21 protein-coding genes, 1 tRNA gene and 2 pseudogenes are annotated in these 20887 nt (G+C 54.8%); 10 read left to right on the forward strand and 14 right to left on the reverse strand.

All coding sequences use genetic code 11. From position 1 onward, the window contains the following. Positions 1-20: 20 nt before the first annotated feature. Entirely contained in the window at positions 21-608 is a 588-nt protein-coding gene (locus GIW28_RS17385; RefSeq protein ID WP_236447027.1) for a lysis system i-spanin subunit Rz, read from the reverse strand. After that, positions 605-1127: pseudogene (locus GIW28_RS17390) on the reverse strand (glycoside hydrolase family 19 protein). Before GIW28_RS17390 ends, GIW28_RS17385 begins: the two are co-directional and overlap by 4 nt. Before the next feature lie 120 nt (positions 1128-1247). Between GIW28_RS17390 and GIW28_RS17395 the strand changes: the two are divergent. Further along, complete coding sequence (locus GIW28_RS17395; RefSeq protein ID WP_236447026.1) at positions 1248-2291, forward strand: acyltransferase family protein; 1044 nt, start codon at positions 1248-1250, stop codon at positions 2289-2291. A gap of 394 nt (positions 2292-2685) precedes the next feature. Beyond that, positions 2686-2934: a hypothetical protein gene (locus tag GIW28_RS17400; protein WP_236447025.1), complete on the forward strand. Its 249-nt coding sequence runs from the start codon at positions 2686-2688 to the stop codon at positions 2932-2934. Between the two features lie 609 nt (positions 2935-3543). Here the strand turns inward: GIW28_RS17400 and GIW28_RS17405 are convergent. After that, positions 3544-4002: a hypothetical protein gene (locus GIW28_RS17405; RefSeq protein WP_236448263.1), complete on the reverse strand. Its 459-nt coding sequence runs from the start codon at positions 4000-4002 to the stop codon at positions 3544-3546. Then, complete coding sequence (locus GIW28_RS17410; RefSeq protein ID WP_236459145.1) at positions 3999-5438, reverse strand: hypothetical protein; 1440 nt, start codon at positions 5436-5438, stop codon at positions 3999-4001. The genes GIW28_RS17405 and GIW28_RS17410 overlap by 4 nt, the downstream gene beginning before the upstream one ends. Positions 5439-5886: 448 nt before the next feature. Here GIW28_RS17410 and GIW28_RS17415 point away from each other — a divergent pair, with 448 nt between their 5' ends. The 6 genes from GIW28_RS17415 to GIW28_RS17440 all read left to right on the forward strand — a co-directional run bounded on the left by GIW28_RS17415 (position 5887) and on the right by GIW28_RS17440 (position 12002). Next, positions 5887-6099 (forward strand): hypothetical protein, encoded by a 213-nt coding sequence (locus tag GIW28_RS17415; RefSeq protein WP_236447987.1) that lies wholly within the window; start codon positions 5887-5889, stop codon positions 6097-6099. A gap of 5 nt (positions 6100-6104) precedes the next feature. After that, positions 6105-6626, forward strand: a complete 522-nt coding sequence (locus GIW28_RS17420) for a hypothetical protein (protein WP_236490404.1) — start codon at positions 6105-6107, stop codon at positions 6624-6626. 272 nt (positions 6627-6898) lie between these two features. Continuing rightward, a complete protein-coding gene (locus GIW28_RS17425) occupies positions 6899-7108 on the forward strand; it encodes a hypothetical protein (RefSeq protein WP_236447985.1) in 210 nt (69 codons plus the stop codon). Positions 7109-7329: 221 nt separating this feature from the next. Beyond that, positions 7330-9960 carry an AAA family ATPase gene (locus tag GIW28_RS17430; protein WP_236447984.1) on the forward strand — a complete coding sequence of 877 codons (2631 nt, stop codon included), beginning with the start codon at positions 7330-7332 and terminating at the stop codon, positions 9958-9960. A 419-nt stretch (positions 9961-10379) separates the two neighbouring features. Beyond that, positions 10380-11156 carry a hypothetical protein gene (locus GIW28_RS17435; protein ID WP_236447983.1) on the forward strand — a complete coding sequence of 259 codons (777 nt, stop codon included), beginning with the start codon at positions 10380-10382 and terminating at the stop codon, positions 11154-11156. A gap of 477 nt (positions 11157-11633) precedes the next feature. Continuing rightward, complete coding sequence (locus GIW28_RS17440) at positions 11634-12002, forward strand: helix-turn-helix domain-containing protein (RefSeq protein WP_236448252.1); 369 nt, start codon at positions 11634-11636, stop codon at positions 12000-12002. Between the two features lie 73 nt (positions 12003-12075). On the opposite strand, the pseudogene GIW28_RS17445 reads toward GIW28_RS17440, so the two are convergent. After that, positions 12076-12360: pseudogene (locus GIW28_RS17445) on the reverse strand (DNA adenine methylase); the annotation flags it as partial. A 35-nt stretch (positions 12361-12395) separates the two neighbouring features. Here GIW28_RS17445 and GIW28_RS17450 point away from each other — a divergent pair. Beyond that, positions 12396-12830 (forward strand): hypothetical protein, encoded by a 435-nt coding sequence (locus GIW28_RS17450; protein ID WP_442963254.1) that lies wholly within the window; start codon positions 12396-12398, stop codon positions 12828-12830. Between the two features lie 116 nt (positions 12831-12946). Here the strand turns inward: GIW28_RS17450 and GIW28_RS17455 are convergent. After that, a tRNA-Ser gene (locus tag GIW28_RS17455) sits at positions 12947-13037 on the reverse strand. Positions 13038-13189: 152 nt separating this feature from the next. Here GIW28_RS17455 and GIW28_RS17460 point away from each other — a divergent pair. Then, complete coding sequence (locus GIW28_RS17460; RefSeq protein ID WP_058419884.1) at positions 13190-13861, forward strand: Bax inhibitor-1/YccA family protein; 672 nt, start codon at positions 13190-13192, stop codon at positions 13859-13861. A 72-nt stretch (positions 13862-13933) separates the two neighbouring features. On the opposite strand, the gene murB is transcribed toward GIW28_RS17460, so the two are convergent. The 8 genes from murB to GIW28_RS17500 all read right to left on the reverse strand — a co-directional run bounded on the left by murB (position 13934) and on the right by GIW28_RS17500 (position 20789). Further along, a complete protein-coding gene (gene murB / locus GIW28_RS17465; RefSeq protein WP_236447024.1) occupies positions 13934-14953 on the reverse strand; it encodes a UDP-N-acetylmuramate dehydrogenase in 1020 nt (339 codons plus the stop codon). Next, positions 14950-15414 (reverse strand): low molecular weight protein-tyrosine-phosphatase, encoded by a 465-nt coding sequence (locus GIW28_RS17470; RefSeq protein ID WP_017136561.1) that lies wholly within the window; start codon positions 15412-15414, stop codon positions 14950-14952. Before GIW28_RS17470 ends, murB begins: the two co-directional genes overlap by 4 nt. Then, the gene (gene kdsB, locus GIW28_RS17475; RefSeq protein ID WP_017136562.1) at positions 15414-16178 is read right to left on the reverse strand and encodes a 3-deoxy-manno-octulosonate cytidylyltransferase; all 765 of its coding nucleotides are present in this window, start codon (positions 16176-16178) and stop codon (positions 15414-15416) included. The genes GIW28_RS17470 and kdsB overlap by 1 nt, the downstream gene beginning before the upstream one ends. Beyond that, the gene (locus GIW28_RS17480) at positions 16175-16360 is read right to left on the reverse strand and encodes a Trm112 family protein (protein WP_003174668.1); all 186 of its coding nucleotides are present in this window, start codon (positions 16358-16360) and stop codon (positions 16175-16177) included. Before GIW28_RS17480 ends, kdsB begins: the two co-directional genes overlap by 4 nt. 23 nt (positions 16361-16383) lie before the next feature. Then, positions 16384-17394, reverse strand: coding sequence for a tetraacyldisaccharide 4'-kinase (gene lpxK, locus GIW28_RS17485; protein ID WP_099548010.1), 1011 nt, complete (start codon positions 17392-17394; stop codon positions 16384-16386). After that, complete coding sequence (locus tag GIW28_RS17490; protein WP_017136564.1) at positions 17394-17822, reverse strand: ExbD/TolR family protein; 429 nt, start codon at positions 17820-17822, stop codon at positions 17394-17396. Before GIW28_RS17490 ends, lpxK begins: the two co-directional genes overlap by 1 nt. After that, the gene (locus GIW28_RS17495) at positions 17819-18454 is read right to left on the reverse strand and encodes a MotA/TolQ/ExbB proton channel family protein (RefSeq protein WP_016969293.1); all 636 of its coding nucleotides are present in this window, start codon (positions 18452-18454) and stop codon (positions 17819-17821) included. Before GIW28_RS17495 ends, GIW28_RS17490 begins: the two co-directional genes overlap by 4 nt. 109 nt (positions 18455-18563) lie before the next feature. Then, positions 18564-20789 carry a DNA internalization-related competence protein ComEC/Rec2 gene (locus tag GIW28_RS17500; RefSeq protein ID WP_236447023.1) on the reverse strand — a complete coding sequence of 742 codons (2226 nt, stop codon included), beginning with the start codon at positions 20787-20789 and terminating at the stop codon, positions 18564-18566. Positions 20790-20887 lie beyond the last annotated feature (98 nt).

The following is a 20887-nucleotide window of genomic DNA, read 5'->3' on the forward strand; positions in this document are numbered from 1 at the left end:
GCCCGCCAAGTGCGGGCTTTCTAATTGACCAAGTTCAAATCAAAAAACCGGGTCTCCTCAACGAAATTGAACACGCGATCCACGGCATCCCCGCCGACCGAACACAATCCCGACCGACACACATTCATCACGAACTTCTGCAATACCCTCAAGGCTGCTTGATCAGCAATGATCCCGGCGCGGATATCGAAAACAGTTTGTCCAGCAACTGGAGCGAGTTCGACGGTTCCTGCATTGCCCAGGCTGGTGGTGCCGGTGGAACTGGACACGTTGCCGCTATCGGCACGACAACTGCGCGCGATGCGCAGCCGGCGAGCAGAATCGTCAGCAGCACGGCGCGGCCTTTCATTTTCAGCGAGATCATTCATTCTTTCCTTTGTCGACTTGGCATCAAGGTCGGCACGGGCTTGCTCGGCGGCCTGTTGCCTCTCCAGCGCCTGGCGGGTTTGAGTGTTGGCGGCATTGCTGATGGTAGCCAGGTCGGCCTGATGGGCCATATCCAGGTCACTCAGCTGCTTTCCGTAGCGCCAGGCGTCCACCTTCCATGTGGAAAAACAGACAATGGCCATAGTCACCTGCAGCACGCCAAGCTTCTGCACCGGCGTCACGCCAGCACCTTCAGCGTCATGTCATACAGCGCCTGGCGATCGGCTTGGCCGGTGAGCCCGCCTTTGGCGCCGAGTGATATTCGCGAGATCCTTCTGGTCTGCCAGGGTGTTCACCCCGCGCGTCGACCAGAACCACGCGGCAGACATCGCTGCATGCTGTGGCAACTCCAGCAGTGCAGGGTTGCTGATGAGGTCCAGGCCCAGCGCCTCGCCGCAGACGGCATAGTTCGCACGGCCAGTGATCTGGATCAGGCCACGACCACGGTACTTGAAGCCATCACCATTTACCGTATTGACCGCGCCCTTCGTACCCAGCTTGCTGCGGTGTGGGGCCCCACAGCTCTTGGAGCCAGCGAAACTGACGTGATTCATGCCCGACTTGGGCGATGAAGGCTGCGATGCGCAGCCGCGTGACGACTCCGTACTTGGCCATGGCCGCATTCAGCACAGGAACAAAAACGCCGGCTTGTCGGCCGGCGTTAGAAGAATCTGCAGCAACTGCTGCTCGGTGACCGGCATGCTTTTATCCAGGCGAAAAAAACCGCTACAAGCGGTGGGGTGTCCAAAAGGTGTGGATCGGCTGGCCGACATGTCAGCAAGTAGATACAATCACCAAATTAAAAATCTACTGGTCTTAAAATGCTCGGAATACTTAGATTCTGCCTAGCCTCCTTAGTCATTATCGCGCACCTAGGGGATGGAATACACTTTGTTGAGCACTGGGGAATATTTGCTGTTTTTGGATTTTATCTAATCTCCGGATACCTAATAACGATAATCCTGAACACCACTTACTCATTTAATTTCTCATCATTCGCAACAAACCGTTTCCTACGACTATTCCCCATTTACTACGCGGTAGTGATCATTACACTAATCGCGATGGCGATCACCCCAAACCCAAGTCAGTATCATAACGCATGGACCTTCGCAGGAAGGCCGATAGACGTGATTGGCAATATTTTGATTTTCCCCTTTGAGTTTTATGACTCAAGCTTCAGGATGGTCCCGCCAAGCTGGTCGGTAGCGGTAGAGCTTGTAAATTATTTTATGCTATGGCTTTTCGTAGCAAGAAGTAAAAACTTGGCTATTGCTACGCTGCTCCTATCCGCGGCCTACCATATTTCTACATTCGCGCTGGACATGGACTGGACAAGAAGATACTTCCCATTCTACGCCGCGCTCCTGCCCTTCTCTCTTGGCGCGTGCATTTACTTTCTGAAAGATTATGCAAAGTTACTAACAACCAAGTCTATAAAAGTCGCCACTATGACAGCCCTCCTGGCTTGGGCTATCAACCTAACGGTTTGCGGCGCATTTTCAGGGCTTGGACAGAACAACTTCAACACTTTTTTCTACATCAATTTATTTAGCAGCGCGGCGCTCGTATATTTGATAGCAAATTCAAATCTGCAGTACACTTTTAAAAAGTCGGGAAAGCTGCTTGGCGACTTAGCCTATCCAATGTTTTTACTTCATTGGGTCGCCGGCTTCATCATGAGCTATCTCATTCTCGACGGTCAACGTCGGGGACTGCTGCTTGTAGCTGTCTCATTTTTACCGATACTGGTGGTTTCATACTGCCTATCATGGCTTGCCAATAGATGGCTGGAGCCGCTGCGAAACATTGTAAGAGGGCAAGCAACTACCACGAAACACTCGATTGCTACCGAGAGTTCTTAATCATTCGAGATAAACAATCAATGATGATCAGGTTGCGAAATCGCCGATCACAATATCCAGGGCGGCCTTGCGCTTTTGAGTCACATCATCTGAGATCACTCGGCCGCGTTCATACTTAGCAATCACCTGCCAGTCGGTGGCCTGCAGATAGGTCACCGTTTCGGTGTAAGCTGACTCTGCGGCGATGTCGCCTGCTGTCTTCTTTTTTCCAGCTCTGAAAGATCAACCATTTTGACTGACTCCAAGTTTGGAAATTTTACAATCCCTTCAGTTACAAAAAAAAGTTTGTTCGTTGGGTGCACGAATATAGGAAGGGCTATCCGACTGTACTGGGAACTTCAATGTCAGACACCAGTCTTCCAAATACCTATTGATCAACAAGCATGGAAAGAGAATGACGAAGGGCATGTTTCGCTTGCGCTGGGACAAGGCATGGGAGAAGGCACAGCAGAAAGCAATCGACCAGGGCGGCCCATCGCTGCCTGCGAAAATTGGCGGGGTTCAATTCCGTGAGATCCGGCCTAAAGCGGCATCGGAAATCGTCGACATCGGCGACGCGAGCTTGCTGCTCGGCCATAGTAAACAGGAGATCACAAAGCGGGTTTACCGGAGGATTGGCGCGACCGCCAGGCCCTCCAAATAGGCAAAGTTTCGAAACTCCAACCCGAAAGTTTCGGAACTCCTGCTGTTTGCCCAACTTCGCCGATCAAACCCCAGAAACGCAAAAGCCCCGCTTTCGCGGGGCTTTCGTGTAAATCTTGGCGGGAAACCAGGGATTCGAACCCTGGAGACGCTATTAACGTCCGCCGGTTTTCAAGACCGCTATTCAAACGCAAGCGGGCCGAAGCCTTACGGGCCGTTGGCGTTCCATTATTAACGCTAATCGACCAGGCTACAGACAGCATTCTAAAAGGGGGATAGTTTTAGTTTCGAAACTGATGTTGCACCTCTTTTGGCACCCTGTTTACCATTGACCCTTCGCATAGATCGAAAGGCTTTCCGACATTTAGGGAAAAATAGATATCTATGAAACCTGGCGCTACTCATCCTGCAGCATGTGTCCCGCCACCTCCAAAGCAGCGAGGCGGCCCTTAAGTGGCTTAAGCGGCGTCGCTTGCCTTCTAAACCTCCCTAATGGACGCCGACCAGAGCGAGATGCGCGCAAAAAGGATAGTGATGTTCACAAGGCTTCCGGGCGCTTGGCGTAGACTAAGCCAAACAGCAACTACGGCATTAAGTCCTAAAGTCGGAGTTATTTATATATTGATCCCATACAAACCTTACGAAAATCAGAGTCAATTACCAGTTCTTCGGCTTCAGAAGGACTTTCAAATTTCAACCACTTTGGCATTCCTTGCAGGCATTGCTGAAGCCTTGCATACTCCGCACTATCAGAAGGCACAAGCGTAGTAAAGCACGCGGCCGCTCCCCAGCTATGTCTAAGAGTGATATGCGTACTTTCGTTTGCAAGCAGCAAAGCATAGCCAGGTGTCACTGTAACGGTTTTTACAGGAAAGAATGTTCGCTGTGAGAGTGTTTCTGCAAGCTTGCTCACTTCAACTATGCTGACGGCCTGATCAGTGCCGCAGGTATCATTGTGGAGACAACGCAAGTTGCACAGCGGGTAAAGCTGCGGCACAGCTGTTCGACACCCGCTGATCATAGAAAAAACAAGAAACATGCAGACTGTAACCCCACAGTTCGCTATCATGGTTCCTTCCTCGAGCTAACACCATCACTAAACGTAACCCCAGCAATGTCGACTAAAGCCTCTTTAATAAATTTATTATTTTTCTGAGCAAGATAGCCGATTACACGTAATGTATTTTCTCCATCGTCAAAAGTTAAAGAATCACCATTTTTTTCTACTATATGACTCTCCTGATGTTCATGCCGTTTATATCCTCCTCCGATTCCGATTCCGAAGAATCTAGCTGATGCGCTCCCACCAACTGAAAAATCACGAACGTAATCATATTTCCAGCCATTGGTAGATTTGAATGTAATCTTAAATCCACGCATCAAAACTAGGCCTTTGGGGTAGTACAGAAGAGTCCCCGCTGGCCCGAGATAGCGTAAAAAAGATTTTTTATTTTTTAGAATTATATTGTTTTCGAACAAGTTGCTATTAAACCAAGGCGGTGGCTGTATAGTGGCTATATAGCAAGACCTACATCCTAAAGTTACGTTCTCTGTGTGAGACAGTTCCTCACTGACTGATTTTGATTCGGAGGCATTTACTGAAGCGCTGAACCATCCATAGGACCCTGAAACTGAACCTGACCAATCGGACTCCATACTTTCTTTTGCAACTCTCGATTTATCGAACTCTACAGAGAATGCGCCGATCGGTGTGGTGGCGATAGTGGTTACGGTAAGCTGTGGCAGGATGACTGCTCTATCTGCCCATACGGCAGTGTCTCCGGTAGGTAGAGATGCGAGGTAGGGTAATGAGAATCGAGGACCGTCAGGATAAGCTCCATCCTCCATTCTAGGGTATCTGATACGAGTCCCCACGCTTACTAGCTTATCCCATGCGTCTTTTATTTCTTTCTCATCAGCGTTTTTATATTCGGTACGACGTAATCTTTCAAGATCGCCATACAAAGACGATAGCTGTACTGCATCAGCCTCAATATCATTAGCATTCCCGTATCTATTGCTCCACTGAGTGTACTGTGCTAGATCGCCATATGGAATGCCTCTTAAGCTAGAATAATCCTTCCAAGCAGCAGAATCTTCACGTACTAAACGTGCAATATCTTTTTTGAGATTAATGATATCAACAGTTTTAGAGTTGATTAATTTGACCACTTCTGGCTCAAGCGCTTTTGCCTCAATGAACGTCAACGCCGTTTCTACGAAACGACTATATTCGGCATATAGCGTACGATCAGTGATACTAAATTGATCGCTTAGGGCAACAGGGGCTAATAATTGATCTACTTTATTAAGATATCCATAGAGGGAAAAATATGGATAGGCTGAACTTGCATCGAAAGGTTCCGCTATCGTCTGCAACTGAATATACTGATCTTGGACCAGACCGCCTTTGACCTGCCCTTTTACAAACTCATAGAACAAATTAAAAGTCGCCTTATAATCTGCAAGCGGATTTATTTCTTGAACAGCGGCTAAATGCGGCATTTTGTTCTCCTGATCATTTCTAGCTATGATGATACGTAGCATAGAAGGTCTAGGAGGAGCTGCAAGTTTTTCGGATGCGGGAAGATAGATATTTTAAACCTGTTTCAATAATGAAACATACGGAGTTCATTTTCCCAATTTGCGCGGTATTTTTCAACGAAAACGGTAGGTGAGTCACGCTGTGCAATCGTAGACGCGGCCAGGGAATTGGCCTGTGTGAATCGCCCCTTGATTCATAGATATCTGAGCGATCCATTGCGGTCACAGAATCCCACCAACCACTAGGGCCCATGAGGGATTGGGTGTAGCACTCCCCCAATGCCCTAGCCAGACTGGCTAATCCTTTGAAACCTCTTCTATTAGCAATTTCTAAGCAAGACGTAAAAACTGCCTGACAGAAGCACTGCCGGTACTATGCTTGTACTTTTTCTCGAAAGGAGTCGAAACCATGTCAGGTGAATATTCGCAGTCGGATGTGCTGGAGAGGATCTATCACAACCAGTTAGCTCTGGAGGCGGCCGTGATGGGGCTGACACTTCAGGTTGAACAGCAGGGTTTAGCTGAGGCGGGAGAAAATGTCCGGGGAGCGCTACAAACGATTGGCGAAAACGCCGGCCACATAAAGCAAGGCTTGGCGAAACTTCGGTCTAGAGACCTCTAATCCAAATGGCCGCCGATTATACTTCACAATCTTTAAACACTTTCGGCCATAAGCGGGTGATGAAACCCAGGAGTTACATGATGTGCGAGCCTACACAGAAGCTTCTAGTCGCAGCAGAGCTATTGGATCGAGCCTTGGTCATGTACTACGAGGGAAACTCTTATTTCGCTGCACTGCACCTTGCAGGCGGTGCTGAGGAAATTCTCGGTGCCTACGTTGAGCGCTCAGGAGGTGAATCGTCGTTCAAGAGTCTGCAAGGCGGTGCAGTGAGGCTCTCCAAGTTTTTGAACGGTGGGATAGAGGCGAAACCTAAAGACATCGCAGCGATCATGAATTATGCGAAAAACCGAACGAAGCACATGGACAAGAAAGATGATGACCACGTGCAATTCAATCCACAAACCGAGGCGTGCGATCTATTGGGTCGAGCGGTCTCAAACTACTACACCCTAATGGACCATTATGACCTCCTAGAAACCAAGCTTGTCACAAGGTTCAATATGGAACTCGTCGGCCGCGAGGCATGACAAAATCATCGAAGAAAATTCATAGCAATGGTGTCCGTCCGACTGCAATCGCTTTGGGTGGCAGCACCCGCTGCGCGATCCCTATAGATAGGGATTCGACCCCCTTCTCCCGGCCGTGTATACCGCTTACGGCCAGAAAATACGGTGCTTTCGACCTTTGCTCACGGTGCCCTGCGGTCTATGGCGGCCCTGAATGTGCCCTAATTTTGCCCTAAACCTCGTCAACACTGCCGCTGCTATTCTTAGCCTTTCTCGAAAGGAGTCGCCCCCACATGTCAGTTGATTACCCCGATGTACTAGAAAGGATCCATGACAATCAGCTCGCCTTGGAGGCGGCGGTAATGGAGCTGACGGTGTGGGAGGAACAGAGTGCTGCGCCAAAGGTAGGCGACAATATTCGTGGAGCCCTGGAAGCTATCGGGGAAAACGCCGGCCACATTAAACAGGGCCTGGCCAAATTCAGAGGTACAAATCTCGGCTAGGCATCAGCTTCTTCAGGCGACTTCAGGATCGCTCCAGGTAAGCCTAGCCATGGGCAATGTAAAGTTTCACGGTAGACCACATGCGGCCATTCAAAAGGAGTTGGGCGTCCAGCAAATACGCAAGAGATATGGTCCATCGATTGTTTCAACAAGTTCATGATTGCAAAATCACACTACATTGACGTAAACCTACGGAAGCAAAACCTCACCAAGGACCGGCTATGACCTCCATTTTGGCTGAATATCAGAGCTTTCTTGCATCGCCGAACATACTACAGGCACCAGAAAATGTGAGGAGAATGGCGAATCTCGTGCTCGCCAATTTGGGCCATCTTGCTGAAGTAGGTACTGCACGCCGCGCGCGATCAGGGCGACTAGTGCCCATCGCATTACAACATCTGTTAAACACGTCTACCGAAGTTCAGCCGCACGTTCCGTTTGATGGGCTTGAGCTGCTCGCTGGACGCTTGAATGAACTCACCGTAGGCCCCTTTCGCGGTTTCATGCGACAAGAAACGTTTGACCTTAGTAGAGACATAACCCTCGTCTATGGCGCCAATGGCACAGGGAAAAGCAGTTTTTGCGAAGCGCTGGAAGCCGCTATGCTTGGATCGATTAGCGAGGCAAAGGTCAAGCGCGTTGAGCATCGTGCTTACTGCAATAACGCTCGACTTCGGAGGCACGTACTGCCGATCCTGACATCATGGGATGGCGAAGCGGCTCCAGCGGCGGTGGTGCCCAGTGAAAATACCTACCGATTCTGCTTCATTGAAAAGAATCGTCTGGACGACTTCGCTCGAATAGCCGCTCGAACCCCAGGTGACCAGCGCCAACTGATTGCAACTCTGTTCGGCGTGGATCAGTTCAGTGAATTCGTTCGAGGTTTTAATCCAACCCTTGACGAGAATCTTAACCTGACAGGCCTGAAAGCACTGACGCTATCGGGTCGACGCGCTCACTTAGCCGCTTCTGAGCAACTGATCAAAACATACCCCGAAAAACTCGCCCGGTTGGATCGTGATGAGTCGGCAGTGGCCGAACGTATATGGGCGGGCAGATCATTCGCCGACGTATGCGATTGGCTGTTTGGAAACGCCCAAATAAAAGGACGGCTGTCCTATGTTCAAGGTTTACTCAACGCGCCATCACCTCAGATTTATGATGTCAGCCAGGTAAATCTTACCGCTCTGCTCGCAGAGGCATATCGCATTGATGAGCTACTGTCGGCTGCAAAGCAGCAACTGGCAGCACGTGCCGCAGATGTTTCGTATGCACATCTCTACGAAGCCGTGCTTCAACTGAATGATGGGGCGAATTCGTGCCCAGCCTGCGGAACCGATCTAGGTAACGTAGCCCAGAATCCGTTCGAAAGGGCCCGAGTTGGTCTCCAGCAACTCGCCGAACTCGCGGCGATCGAGCAAAAGAAAGTACAGCATGATCAGGCACTGAGTAGCGCACTTCACGAATTGCTCATAGCCATGTCTTCGGCTATTCGCGCTCTAGTGGCCGTGAGTCCAGAGGAACTGAGAATAGCCAACCTGCCGCTACTGCCTCCAACATCTGCGGGCGAGTGGCTCAAGCCTTGGTTGGATAACAATCAACATGCCTGGCTGACGTTACTCAACTTAGTCGTATCCATAGAGAAAAAAGACGCCGAAAGTCATTTAATTCTCGGTCAACGCCACGACCTGGCTCAAGAACGTGAACTTCTCGACGGACATCGTTCCGAGATAGAACGCTGTAGAACCATTCGAGCCGCCAGTCTGCAAGCGGTACTTGATGCACAGAACGAAGTTGCACAGTTCGAGGTGGCGAATCATGAACTGGTAGTTGAGGTCGCAACAGAGGCGCAGCAGATTGCTCATCACAAGATGATCAAAGACACCTACGACGGATTCCTCGGGGCCTTGAGGCAGTATCTGGACGGGCTGCCAGCGCTCCTATTGCAAGGCCTTGGGCAGAAAGCTCGAAACCTGTACAACTCGTTCAACCGGGATGATCCGCCCGCCGAACTGCTTCACGCCCTGTGGCTTCCGTTGGCGGAGAACGGCAAGATCGAAATTGAGTTTGCAGCCGAGCCTGGGGTGCGATATGACGCCCTAGTGATCCTCAGTGAAGGGCATATCAAATGTCTGGGTTTAGCTATTTTGCTAGCAAAAAACATCGATCAAGGCTGCCCTGTGGTGATTTTTGACGATGTTGTTAATGCCATCGATGACGAACATCGAAATGGGATCTGGCGGACCTTTTTTGAAGACGACCTGCTTGCTGGAAAGCAAGTCATCCTGACATCGCATGCTGAGGAGTTTCTACATCGCATCCAGCAAGAGTTGGGAGTACAGAGGGCACAGTTGATCAAGGTCTATAAGTTTCTCCCGCGTGGAGGCGAACATCACCTGCGCGTCGATGCTGACCCGCCCACAAAGAACTACGTCCTCCTGGCCCGGGCATCCCTTGCTGCTGAAGAAAAACGGGACGCTCTGCGACATTCGAGACCTGCCATTGAAAGCCTGACGGATCGCCTATGGACATGGTTAGGAAAACGCGGGGATGGTCGCTTGGAGCTGAAACTTAGCGGACCTCGAGCAAACTGGGAGCTCAATAACAAGTGCGTGAAGCTGCGAGGAGCTCTGGGACGTGTGCTGAATCCACATCCAGCGATGCCAGCAGTAATAGCAGCGCTCGATGATCTTTTAGGTATCAATGGCGGATCGATTGAATGGAGCTACCTAAACGGCGGGACCCATGATGCCCAACGCGACAATGAATTCGATCGTGCAGCCGTGCTACGAATCGTGGACGCGGCTACAGCTTTGGATGCTGGGTTAGCGCAATTGCAACAGGGCCGCTGATTATCACGAACCTGCTGAGACGGCCGCCTAAGTACAAACTCGAAAGCGACCATCCAGCAGGCGGAAATCATACTGGGCACAGCAAGCCTGGTGATGGGCAATATGACAGCTTATGACAGGCTGCTATCGGCCGATTGTGTTGAAAAAGTCGGTTTTCCCAAAACACTCGAATATTGATGGATGAAAACACCTCTGTTGCCCGCTTCTACGTGAAATCCGAGTACTGAATCTTCTGCCAAAAATTCAGATTTTAAACTCAGGCGCGTACTTTTCTGGCGTGAAATTCGAAGCCGGCTTTTTCAACAGAATCGGCCAAACGCGGTCGGTTGTCAGCACCGAGAACAGCCTTTGCTAGCTGGTCATCGAAGTACTGATGATATGCACTACCAAAAATTCAATAGAACGATAGGGACGCATTGGTGAATCTAGACAAAAAGTCTAAAATTTTTGGACAAAAGCACTTTGGGGTCTATATCAAAGAAAATCCGCATATGGCCGTTTCGGTCAGCTTGTTCTGTTTTGGGGGCATGGCCCTTTGGCAGGACGTCACTCCGCTTGCGGGCTCCCTATTCGGCGCTGGCGGCGCGCTCCTCGGCGCCTGGATCACCGAACTCAACAAACGTCGGACTGATTCGCAGGACAAAGCCAAAAAGGAAGCAGGTGCCGTCGCTGCACTCGCACCGGAGTTACAGCGCTCGATCGAGCGAGTTAAGTACATTCTGGACCGTACAGTGGCGAATTTTATTTGTGAATCGTCGGTGAATGGCGTGAAGACAAACGACATGCAAGCGGATTTTCGACCGTACTTGCCGTTGCTTTACCCCAGCGCGCCTCAAGTGCGTGATCTGGAGAGCGAGAAGGCCATCGCCCTTATCCGTTACTACGATTCACTGAATGAGCTTTCCAATATCGTCGACGACTGGTGGGAGCGGCAGGGTCAGCTCGCCGTCAATATTTTCAACACGCTCATGCACTCTGCAGAGAAGAGCATTCGGCTGGGCCTCGTCTGCGTCGGAGAGTTCGACCTCGAGGCGCGCTTCCAGCCGCCTTATGAGTCCTGGGGCACACTGACATCACGGATCGAGCAGTCGCTGGACAGTGCAACTAGGAGTCGTCAGTACCACATGGATCGGGCTGAGAAGCACCGACTGGACCCAGGCACATCCGAAGGGCCGACTCCTTTCCGCAAATACTAGAAATGACCGTATCAAGCACAATATGGAAGTTTCCGATCCAAAATGATTGATCCTCAGCACACGCCGATTGTGTAGGAGTATGTGAGTGATTTAGGCGGATAGCCCGTGGCTATTGGCAATGACGGTTGGCCTCGGCAGGTTGCATAGATGCATAAATGGCATTGGGTGCATAGGTTGGCGTGCGGTTTGCCCCATTTTTGCCCCACACCTGGTATGCCCTAAAGATATTTAGAATAAACCCATAATTCAGACACAAAAAAAGGCCCTGACCGGAGAGTAAAATACCCACAGATCAGGGTCTTAGCATTCAAGACCGGCGCTCAGTCTTGTCATATTGCATTACGCCGCTACCAGCCAGCGCCGTAATTCTTATCCCCCCGCGTATAGCCCTCCTTTCTTACCTCTAGTCAGCGCAAAGGAATTGGTTTAGGGTTTTCCAAATACTGTATATAAACACAGCAATCTGGAGATCTGCCCATGACCGGAAAACTTATCGACTTGGCCCAGGCCCGCGGTTTGAAACAAGATGAAATTGATAGGAGGATGTGGCTCCTTGCCGAAGATCTTCCTCTCGGTTTTTCAGAGTCGCACTGCGTGAAGGCGAGGGAAATGCTTGACTGGTCCGTCGAAACTCTTGCGTTTCGATCTGGGGTGTCGGTTAAAGCAATCAGAGAACTTGAGCTCGGCATCCGCAAACTGCGACGCGTAACAATGCAAGCCTTGTCATTTAGCCTTGAAAAGGAAGGACTGATTTTTATTCCCGGCCACGATCCAATGAGAGGCCAGAACTGCCGGGGCGGAACAACTAATCCGAGAGGAAGAGACGACTTTCATTTGATTGAGTAAGTCCTCAACCCCTCCAAGCGCCTACGGACGGGGCGAAAACTATCGCTCGGCGTCCGTCCGCAGATGGTGAACTTCAGAACAGCCCTCCCAAAGCTGAAGGCTCCCAATTCATGATCACCAACTCACCGCTCAGATCAGCCTTACCCTGCCGCTGATTAGCCGTGCTGTAGCGGATATCCACCATCTCAAAGTGAAAGCCCTCAAACACCCGCCGAATGTCAGGGTGATCGTTGATGCTGACCATAACCTTCCCTTTGCAGCGCCGCATAAAGTCGGCCATTCGTTCGTAATTCTCAAAGGGAAAATCCACGCCATAACCGGCCGTCTGCCAGTAAGGCGGGTCCATGTAATGGAAGGTACCTGACAGGCCAGCGGCCAGCAGACGTGATCGTCATGCGCAGGGACGACGTTGAGGGCGATTACTTCTTGGTCACGCAAGGCAAAACAGGGCTGAAGCTAAGGATCCTGATGTGCACAGAGGAGGGAGAAAACAGCTTGGGTAGGTTGATTCGGGAAATTTCGGAGAGGAATGCCAGTCACCTCTCGAAGTACTTGCTGATAAACAGGCACGGAAAGCGGATGACGAAGGGAATGCTGCGCTTGCGCTGGGACAAGGCGCGGGAGAAGGCATGTGCCAAAGCAATCGAAGAGGGCGATCCGCTCCTCGCCGCGAAGATTGGCGGTTTTCAGTTTCGCGACATCCGACCTAAGGCAGCATCGGAAATCGTCGACATCGGCGACGCGAGCTTGCTGCTCGGCCATAGTAAACAGGAGATCACAAAGCGGGTTTACCGGAGGATTGGCGCGACCGCCAGGCCCTCCAAATAGGCAAAGTTTCGAAACTCCAAGCCGAAAGTTTCGGAACTCCTGCTGTTTGCCCAACTTCGCCGATCAAACCCCAGAAACGCAAAAACCCCGCTTTCGCGGGGCTTTCGTGTAAATCTTGGCGGGAAACCAGGGATTCGAACCCTGGAGACGCTATTAACGTCCGCCGGTTTTCAAGACCGGTGCATTCAACCACTCTGCCAATTTCCCTTTTGCTTCACAGGATTATGATAGCCCATCCCGTGTCAGCGGGCGCCATAATACCCGAATGAAACACACTGTCAAACTCTTGCCATGGCTTGTTACAGAGCGTCTGTTATGATCCTTGCGACTGAATGTTTCAAAACTGAAGGAGTGTCGCCATGCGCGAACAGAATTACGCACTGAATGGTAACGCGCAGGCTGAGCAGCTTGAAGTCAGCCGCGTGTTGCGCAACACCTACGGCTTGCTCGCCCTTACCCTCGCGTTCAGCGGCGTAATGGCGTATGTGGCGCAGCAGATGCGCGTCGGCTACCCGAATATCTTTGTCGTGCTGATTGGTTTCTACGGTCTGTTCTTCCTGACCAACAAACTGCGTGACTCGGCCTGGGGCCTGGTGTCGGCGTTTGCCCTGACCGGTTTCATGGGCTTTATCCTTGGCCCGATCCTCAACCGTTACCTCGGCATGGCCGGCGGCGCGGAAGTGGTCAGCTCGGCATTTGCCATGACGGCCCTGGTGTTTGGTGGTCTGTCGGCCTACGTGCTGATCAGCCGTAAGGACATGAGCTTCCTGGGTGGCTTCATTACCGCAGGCTTCTTCGTGTTGCTGGCGGCAGTGGTTGCCGGCATGTTCTTCCAGATCAGCGGCTTGCAGCTGGCGATCAGCGCGGGTTTTGTGCTGTTCTCCTCCGTGTGCATCCTGTTCCAGACCAGCGCCATCATCCACGGCGGTGAGCGTAACTACATCATGGCGACCATCAGCCTGTATGTGTCGATCTACAACCTGTTCATTAGCCTGCTGCAGATCTTCGGCATCATGAGCCGCGATGACTGATTGCTAGCGCAATAAAAAATGCCCCGTATCGAAAGATACGGGGCATTTTTGTTTTCACGGGATTGCAAACGCTCAGTACTGGTTAGGTTCCATTTCCAGATCGACCTTGAAACGCTCAGCAATATCACGCTGGATGCGCAGTGCCAGGTTGGCAATATCATGCCCAGTGGCCGCGCCATAGTTGACCAGCACCAGCGCCTGCAGTTTATGCACGCCGGCATCGCCGTCGCGAAAGCCTTTCCAGCCGGCTTTATCGATCAACCAGCCAGCGGCGAGCTTCATCTGCCCATCGGCCTGCGGGTATGCCACCAGATCCGGATACTGCGCCTTCAGCTCAGCCGCCAACACATGGGACACCAGTGGGTTTTTGAAGAAACTGCCGGCATTGCCCAGTTCTGCCGGGTCGGGCAGTTTTTCACGGCGGATGCTGCAAATGGCACGGCTGACATCACTCGGCGTCGCCTCAGTGATGCCCTGCCCGGCCAGGCGCTGCTGCACCGGGCCGTAGTCGAGCTTGAGGTGCCTGGCGCGGCTCAGGGCGAAACGCACCCGCAGGATCAGCCAGCGCCCGGTTTCGTGCTTGAACAGGCTGTCACGGTAGGCGAAGTTGCATTCTTGCAGGCTGAAGTCGCGCAGTTCGCCGGTGTGGCGATCCAGTGCGGTGAGGCCGGCAAACACGTCCTTGATCTCCACACCGTAGGCGCCGATGTTCTGCATCGGCGCAGCACCGACGGTGCCTGGGATGAGGCTGAGGTTCTCGAGGCCGCAGAAGCCGTGTTCCAAGGTCCACACTACAAACGGGTGCCAGGCTTCGCCCGCTTCGGCTTCGACCACCACGTTTACACCGTCGTCCTGCAGCACCCGAATGCCCTGGGTGGCCATGCGCAACACCAACGCCTGGATATCCTGGGTCAACAGCAGGTTGCTGCCACCGCCGATCACCAACAGTGGTAATGACTGCGCCGTTGCATAGGCCAGGGCTTCACGCACATCGGCGTCGCTGCGGGCCTCGGCAAACCACTGGGCGCGCACGTCGATGCCAAAGCTGTTGAATGGCTTGAGCGATACCTGCGCAAGCACTTGCAAGGTCATAACCGCCCCTTCAATTCGATCACCAATAAATCACAGGCCCGCTCGATCAGGTCCAGAACCCGTTCGAAGCCTTGCTCGCCTTCGTAGTAAGGGTCTGGCACTTCGTCCACCTCGGCGTCATAGCGACGCAGGAACAAGTCCAGCTCGGCTTTACCTTGGCCAGGATGCAACGCCTTGAGGTTGCGCAGATTGCTGTGATCCATGGCCAGGATCAGGTCATATCGAGCAAAGTCTGCACGGGAAACCTGCTGGGCACGCTGGGCCGACAAGTCGTAACCGCGCACCAGCGCCGCGCGCTGGCTGCGCTGGTCCGGCGGGTTGCCGATGTGCCATTCACCCGTGCCGGCAGACGCCACTTCAACCTGGCCGGCCAGCCCCGCTTCGCGCAATTTATGGCGCAGCACACCTTCGGCGGTGGGCGAGCGGCAGATATTACCCAGGCAGACGAACAGAACCTCCATCAGGCCCCCAGCAGGCGACGGACGCGCTCAAGGTCTTCCTGGGTGTCGACACCGGCTGGCGGCGCTTCCAGCGCATCGCCCACGTGGATACGCACACCGTGCCACAGGGCACGCAGCTGTTCCAGGGACTCGGTGTTTTCCAGCCAGCACGGCCCCCAGCTGACGAAGTCATGCAGGAAACCGGCGCGGTAGGCATAAATGCCAATATGGCGACGGTACGGTACGCCCTGGGGCAATACGTCGGGCTGTTTGGCAAACGCATCCCGCGCCCAAGGCAGGGTCGAGCGACTGAAGGTCAGCGCAAGGCCATTGATATCGCTGACCACTTTGACCACGTTCGGGTTGAACAGGGTGTCGATGTCTTCGATCGGTTCGGCCAGGGTCGCCATACGCGCCTCGCCGTGGGCGGCCAGGTTGGCGGCGACCTGATCGATCACGCACGGCGGGATCAAGGGTTCGTCACCCTGCACATTGACCACGATCGCGTCGGGCGCCAACCCCAACTGCGTGGCGACTTCGGCCAGGCGGTCGGTGCCGGAATTGTGGTCTTCACGGGTCAGCACCGCTTCAGCACCGAAACCTTTGCAGGCTTCGATAATGCGCGGGTCATCGGTGGCAACCACCACGCGTTCGGCGCTGCTTTTGCAGGCCTGTTCCCACACCAGCTGGATCATCGGCTTGTTGCCGATCAATTGCAGCGGCTTGCCCGGCAGGCGCGTGGAGGCGTAGCGCGAAGGAATGACAACGGTAAAGGCGGTGGTCATTTATCCAGGCGCTCATCGGTGGTCAGGGTACGGGCTTCGCTTTCCAGCATTACCGGAATGCCATCACGGATCGGATAAGCCAGGCCGGCGCCCTTGCTGATCAACTCGGTTTTATCGGCGCTGAGCTTGAGCGGGCCTTTGCAGATCGGGCAAGCGAGGATGTCGAGCAGTTTGGTGTCCATGAGTATTTCCTGGAAAAAGCGGTTTAAGGCAAAAGTCGGGCGGGCAGCAGGCGCATCAATTGCGTGTCGAACCAGGCCACAAACGCCGGTGACGGCAGTGCATCCACTGCAAGGTACCACCAGTCGGGCTGGGCAAAGGCGCGGCACTTCACCGCGTCTTTTTCGGTCATCACCAAGGGCAATGACGGTGTGAAATTCAACACCTCTGCGCTGTACGGCGCATGGTCGGCAAATGCATGGGGAATCGGCTGCCAGTGTAGCGTTTCGAGGGTATTGAAGAAACGTTGCGGGTTACCGATACCCGCGACGGCATGGACCCGCTGGCCGGCGGCAAAGTGCTCCACCGATTGGCGCTCACCGGTTTTCAAGTTGATCAGCGCCGTGGGTTGCAGGCGAAAGGCAAACCCATCCTCGCGATCGGCTCCGGCGCCGTTGTACAACAGCGCATCCACGCTATGCAGGCGCTCCACCGGTTCGCGCAAAGGCCCGGCAGGCAGGCAACGGCGGTTGCCCAGGCCACGGGCGGCGTCGATCAGCACCAGTTCCAGGTCGCGGGCCAGGCGGTAATGCTGCAGGCCATCGTCGGAGAGGATCAGGTCAAGGGGTTCACTGGCCAGCAAGGCTTTGACGGCGCGGCTGCGGTCTGGATCGATCATCAGGGGTACGCCGCAGCGCTGAACGATCAGCAACGGCTCATCGCCCGCTACTTCGGCGCTATGGCTGGCCTCGACCCGCCACGGCAACTGCGGCGGCTTGGCACCATAGCCGCGGCTGACCACGCCGACCCGCAGGCCGCTGCGCCGGCAGTGTTCGATCAGCCACAGGATCAACGGCGTCTTGCCGGTGCCGCCGACGGTGATATTGCCCACCACCACCACAGGCACCGGCGGTTGATAAATCTCACCCTCGCCCGCCAGGAAGCGCGCGCGTTTGCGCTGTACAACGTGACGGTACATAGATTCCAGCGGCCGCAGCAGTACGAGTGCCGGATGGCCCTCGTACCACGCCTTGAGCAAACGATCGGACATAGCCATCAGGGCGGGCTCGCCGCCTCGACGGTGGTCATGCGCAGGTGGCTGAAGCCCAGCTTGCCGGCGGCGTCCATGGCGGTGATCACGGCTTGGTGCTGGGTTTTGCCGTCAGCGCTGATGGAAAGAGGCATATTGGTATCGCCGCCGGACTCTTTCTGCAGGGCATCCATCAGGCTGGCAAGGTCATTTTTTTCGAGCAATTGGTTATTTACCGAAAACACCCCGTCGGCGCTGATGGCAATGTCCAGCTGCTTAATTTCCTGGTCTTCGGCCGGTGAGCCACTCACTGCTTCGGGTAAATCAACGCGCAGTTGGGTTTCGCGGGTGAAGGTGGTAGTCACGACAAAAAACAGCAGCAGGATAAAGACCACGTCGATCAGCGACGCCAGGTTGATATCAACATTCTCCCGTTGCTTGCGGCGAAATTTCACGCTCGACCCTCAACGAAATCGACATCACGATCGCCCTGCACCACTTCCACCAGCTTGATGGCTTCCTGCTCCATGCCGACCACCAGTTCATCGATGCGACGCTGCAGGAAGCGGTGGAAAAACACCGACGGAATACCGACCATCAGGCCGGCTGCCGTGGTGATCAAGGCCTTGGAAATACCCCCGGCCAAGACGGCAGCGTTGGTGGTCATGCCTGAACCCATGAACGAGCTGAAAATGTCGATCATGCCCAGCACCGTGCCCAGCAAACCAAGCAGCGGCGCCATGGCTGCGATGGTGCCGAGAGCATTGATATAGCGCTCCATTTCGTGGATGACGCGGGCAGCGGCCTCTTCGATGCATTCTTTCATGATCTCGCGACCATGTTTGGAATTGGCGAGGCCCGCTGCGAGGATTTCACCCAACGGCGAGTTGGCGCGTAACTCCTTGAGTTTTTCTTTATCCAGCTGTTTGTTCTTGATCCAGCCCCACACCTGCCCCAGCAGATGCTCGGGGGTTATGCGACTGGCGCGCAGGGTCCACAAACGTTCGGCAACGATGCCGAGTGCGGCGATGGAGCTCAAGATAATCGGCAACATCATCCAGCCGCCGGATTTGACCAATTCCCACACAGTGAATGTCCCCTCGAAAAAGTGCGCCACTTTACCATATAGGTTCACCCGCGTGGTTCGCAGGCGCCAGGCCCGCCTGTCGCAGGCCCAGGTGTTTGGTAAGCCTGTATTACGGTAACGCTTCGCGCCAGAATCGCCGTTGACTGCGCGCAACAACCGGTGCTCTAAAACTGCCCAGTTGCACACGCACGGCACCTTGCTCGGCGCTGTCGTAGACCCGGCTGCCCAGCGCCTGGTAACGCGCCATCACCTGCGGATGGGGATGCCCGAATGCGTTGCCACGGCCGCGGGAAATCAGCACCGACTTGGGCGCAAGCCGCTGTAAAAACGCCCAGGACGAGGAACTGCGACTGCCATGGTGCGGCGCTTGCAGCCAATCGGTCGGCACCGCCAAGGGCGAAGCGAGAAAGGCTGTTTCAGCCGCCTCATCAATATCACCCGTCAGTAGCAACCGCTCGCCACGGGCCTGTACCTGCAAGACGCAGGATTTCGGATTGCTGCTGGTGGCGCCAGGCCATCGCCACACCTCGAATGACACGCCATCCCACTCCCAGCGCTCGCCATTGTTACAGGGCTGGGCGGCGAGAAAAGCCGGCAGCCCTTCGGTCTCTCCGCCGATAACCCTCCCGACGGGCAGCACACGGGCAACCGCTGCGGCACCGCCGGCATGGTCCGCGTGAGCGTGGCTGATCACCATCGCGTCCAACGCCGCCACCCCAACCTTTTGCAGGGATGGCAGCACCACGCGCGCGCCCAGGTCAACCACCCCCGAGCGCGGGCCTGCGTCGTAGAGCATGGCGTGATGGCGCGTGCGCAGGATCACCGCCTGCCCCTGGCCGACATCCAATTGCACCACCTCCACCTGCCCGTGCGGCACCAATGGTTTAGGGGCAAAGACGGCCAACAGCAGCATCGGCCAGCCCAGCAGCCGCAATGGCACGCCTTTGGGCAAGAGTAATAGCACCGCGCCCGTGACGCTGATCAACCAATAACCCAACGGCACGTCGGCGGGCACCCATGCTGCGCGCAGCCCGGCCAGCAGCGCCAAGCCTGTGAACAGGCCATCCAGTGCGCCACCGGCCAACCACAACAGGCCCTCTCCCACCCACGGCACCGCCAACAGTGCGGTGCCCAGCAGTGCCAACGGCAGCACCACCAGGCTGATCCACGGCACGGCAAACAGATTGGCCACCGGGGCGCTAAGGCTGATGGGCAACCCCAGCACCAGCAGCACCGGAAACAAACCGATGGCGATCAACCATTGGGGACGGGTCCAGGCCTGCCAGACGCTCCACGCGCCCAAACGCCCGCTGAACGCCAGCACCAGCACGGCCACGGCGGCAAACGACAACCAGAACCCCGGCTGCAAACTGGCCAGCGGCTCCAGCACCAGCACGGCATTGAACGCCAGTAATAACGGCCACCACACACCCAAGTGGCGAAACCGCAAACGCCACAGCAGCACCAACCCGACCATCACGCAAGCCCGCTGCACCGGAACACCGAACCCCGCCAGCAGGCCATAACCCAGCGCGGCAGCAAATGCCAGGCCGCAGGCCCACGGCAGCCAGGGCAAGGCGCGGGGCCAGCAACCGTAGCGCGCCAGCCCGGCCACCAGCGCGTAGATCAAACCGGCCAGCAAGCCAATGTGCTGGCCGGAAATCACCAACAGGTGCACCGTGCCGGTGTCCTGCAACACCCGCCAATCCTCGGTTGCCAGCCCCGAGCCGTCGCCCAGCACCAAGGCTGCCAGCCCCGCCTCGCGGCCCTGAGCATCCACCGCCAGCAGGCGCTGGCGGACGCTGTCACGCCAGGCATGGCGAGCCGGCGCCAGGCGTTGGCCATCTTTCACCGAGCCGGTGGCACCGATGCGCTGGGCCAGCAGCCAGGCCTCGTAGTCAAACCCCTGGAAGTTGAGCAGGCCCGCCGGCCGCTTGAGCGTAACCGCCAGACGCCAGCGCTCGCCGCTGTTAACCTGCGGGCCGCCATGCCAGGACAGCCGGATACGCTTGGGCAGCCGGGCCTTGCGTGACCGGCTGTCGGCCAGTTCGAAGCGCACGCCGGTGCTGGTGGTTTGCGGCAACCCGATGACGCGCCCCTCAACCCAGCGAGTCTGACCGTCCAGAGCCGGCCTTAATCGGTCGTCCAACGCCCATTGCGCGCTCATGCACGCCCAGCTCACGCCCAACAGCAAAAACGCCAGCGGATAGGTACGAAACGGCAGCAACATCAAGGCCACTACCAACATGGCCAGCAGCCACGCGGTGGCGGGCAATGCGGGTAAAAATCGCAGCGACAACAAGCCCATTCCGAACGCGAACATCCCTGTTCTCATGAATCATCCTTTTCCAGTGATCCACTAGTCTTAGTCGGATACTTCCCGCGGCCTCTGATGTTTTGTCACAAAGTCTGAATTTTCTGTTTATAGAATGC

Source organism: Pseudomonas sp. PA-5-4B (genome assembly GCF_021606215.1).
In the GTDB taxonomy this organism is placed as follows: domain Bacteria; phylum Pseudomonadota; class Gammaproteobacteria; order Pseudomonadales; family Pseudomonadaceae; genus Aquipseudomonas; species Aquipseudomonas edaphica.

Coding starts and splice junctions, on each gene's coding strand:
- GIW28_RS17395 (WP_236447026.1), top strand. CDS start 1,248: ATGCTCGGAATACTTAGATTCTGCCTAGCCTCCTTAGTCATTATCGCG.
- GIW28_RS17400 (WP_236447025.1), top strand. CDS start 2,686: ATGACGAAGGGCATGTTTCGCTTGCGCTGGGACAAGGCATGGGAGAAG.
- GIW28_RS17405 (WP_236448263.1), bottom strand. CDS start 4,002: ATGATAGCGAACTGTGGGGTTACAGTCTGCATGTTTCTTGTTTTTTCT.
- GIW28_RS17410 (WP_236459145.1), bottom strand. CDS start 5,438: ATGCCGCATTTAGCCGCTGTTCAAGAAATAAATCCGCTTGCAGATTAT.
- GIW28_RS17415 (WP_236447987.1), top strand. CDS start 5,887: ATGTCAGGTGAATATTCGCAGTCGGATGTGCTGGAGAGGATCTATCAC.
- GIW28_RS17420 (WP_236490404.1), top strand. CDS start 6,105: ATGGCCGCCGATTATACTTCACAATCTTTAAACACTTTCGGCCATAAG.
- GIW28_RS17425 (WP_236447985.1), top strand. CDS start 6,899: ATGTCAGTTGATTACCCCGATGTACTAGAAAGGATCCATGACAATCAG.
- GIW28_RS17430 (WP_236447984.1), top strand. CDS start 7,330: ATGACCTCCATTTTGGCTGAATATCAGAGCTTTCTTGCATCGCCGAAC.
- GIW28_RS17440 (WP_236448252.1), top strand. CDS start 11,634: ATGACCGGAAAACTTATCGACTTGGCCCAGGCCCGCGGTTTGAAACAA.
- GIW28_RS17450 (WP_442963254.1), top strand. CDS start 12,396: ATGCGCAGGGACGACGTTGAGGGCGATTACTTCTTGGTCACGCAAGGC.
- GIW28_RS17460 (WP_058419884.1), top strand. CDS start 13,190: ATGCGCGAACAGAATTACGCACTGAATGGTAACGCGCAGGCTGAGCAG.
- murB (WP_236447024.1), bottom strand. CDS start 14,953: ATGACCTTGCAAGTGCTTGCGCAGGTATCGCTCAAGCCATTCAACAGC.
- GIW28_RS17470 (WP_017136561.1), bottom strand. CDS start 15,414: ATGGAGGTTCTGTTCGTCTGCCTGGGTAATATCTGCCGCTCGCCCACC.
- kdsB (WP_017136562.1), bottom strand. CDS start 16,178: ATGACCACCGCCTTTACCGTTGTCATTCCTTCGCGCTACGCCTCCACG.
- GIW28_RS17480 (WP_003174668.1), bottom strand. CDS start 16,360: ATGGACACCAAACTGCTCGACATCCTCGCTTGCCCGATCTGCAAAGGC.
- lpxK (WP_099548010.1), bottom strand. CDS start 17,394: ATGGCTATGTCCGATCGTTTGCTCAAGGCGTGGTACGAGGGCCATCCG.
- GIW28_RS17500 (WP_236447023.1), bottom strand. CDS start 20,789: ATGAGAACAGGGATGTTCGCGTTCGGAATGGGCTTGTTGTCGCTGCGA.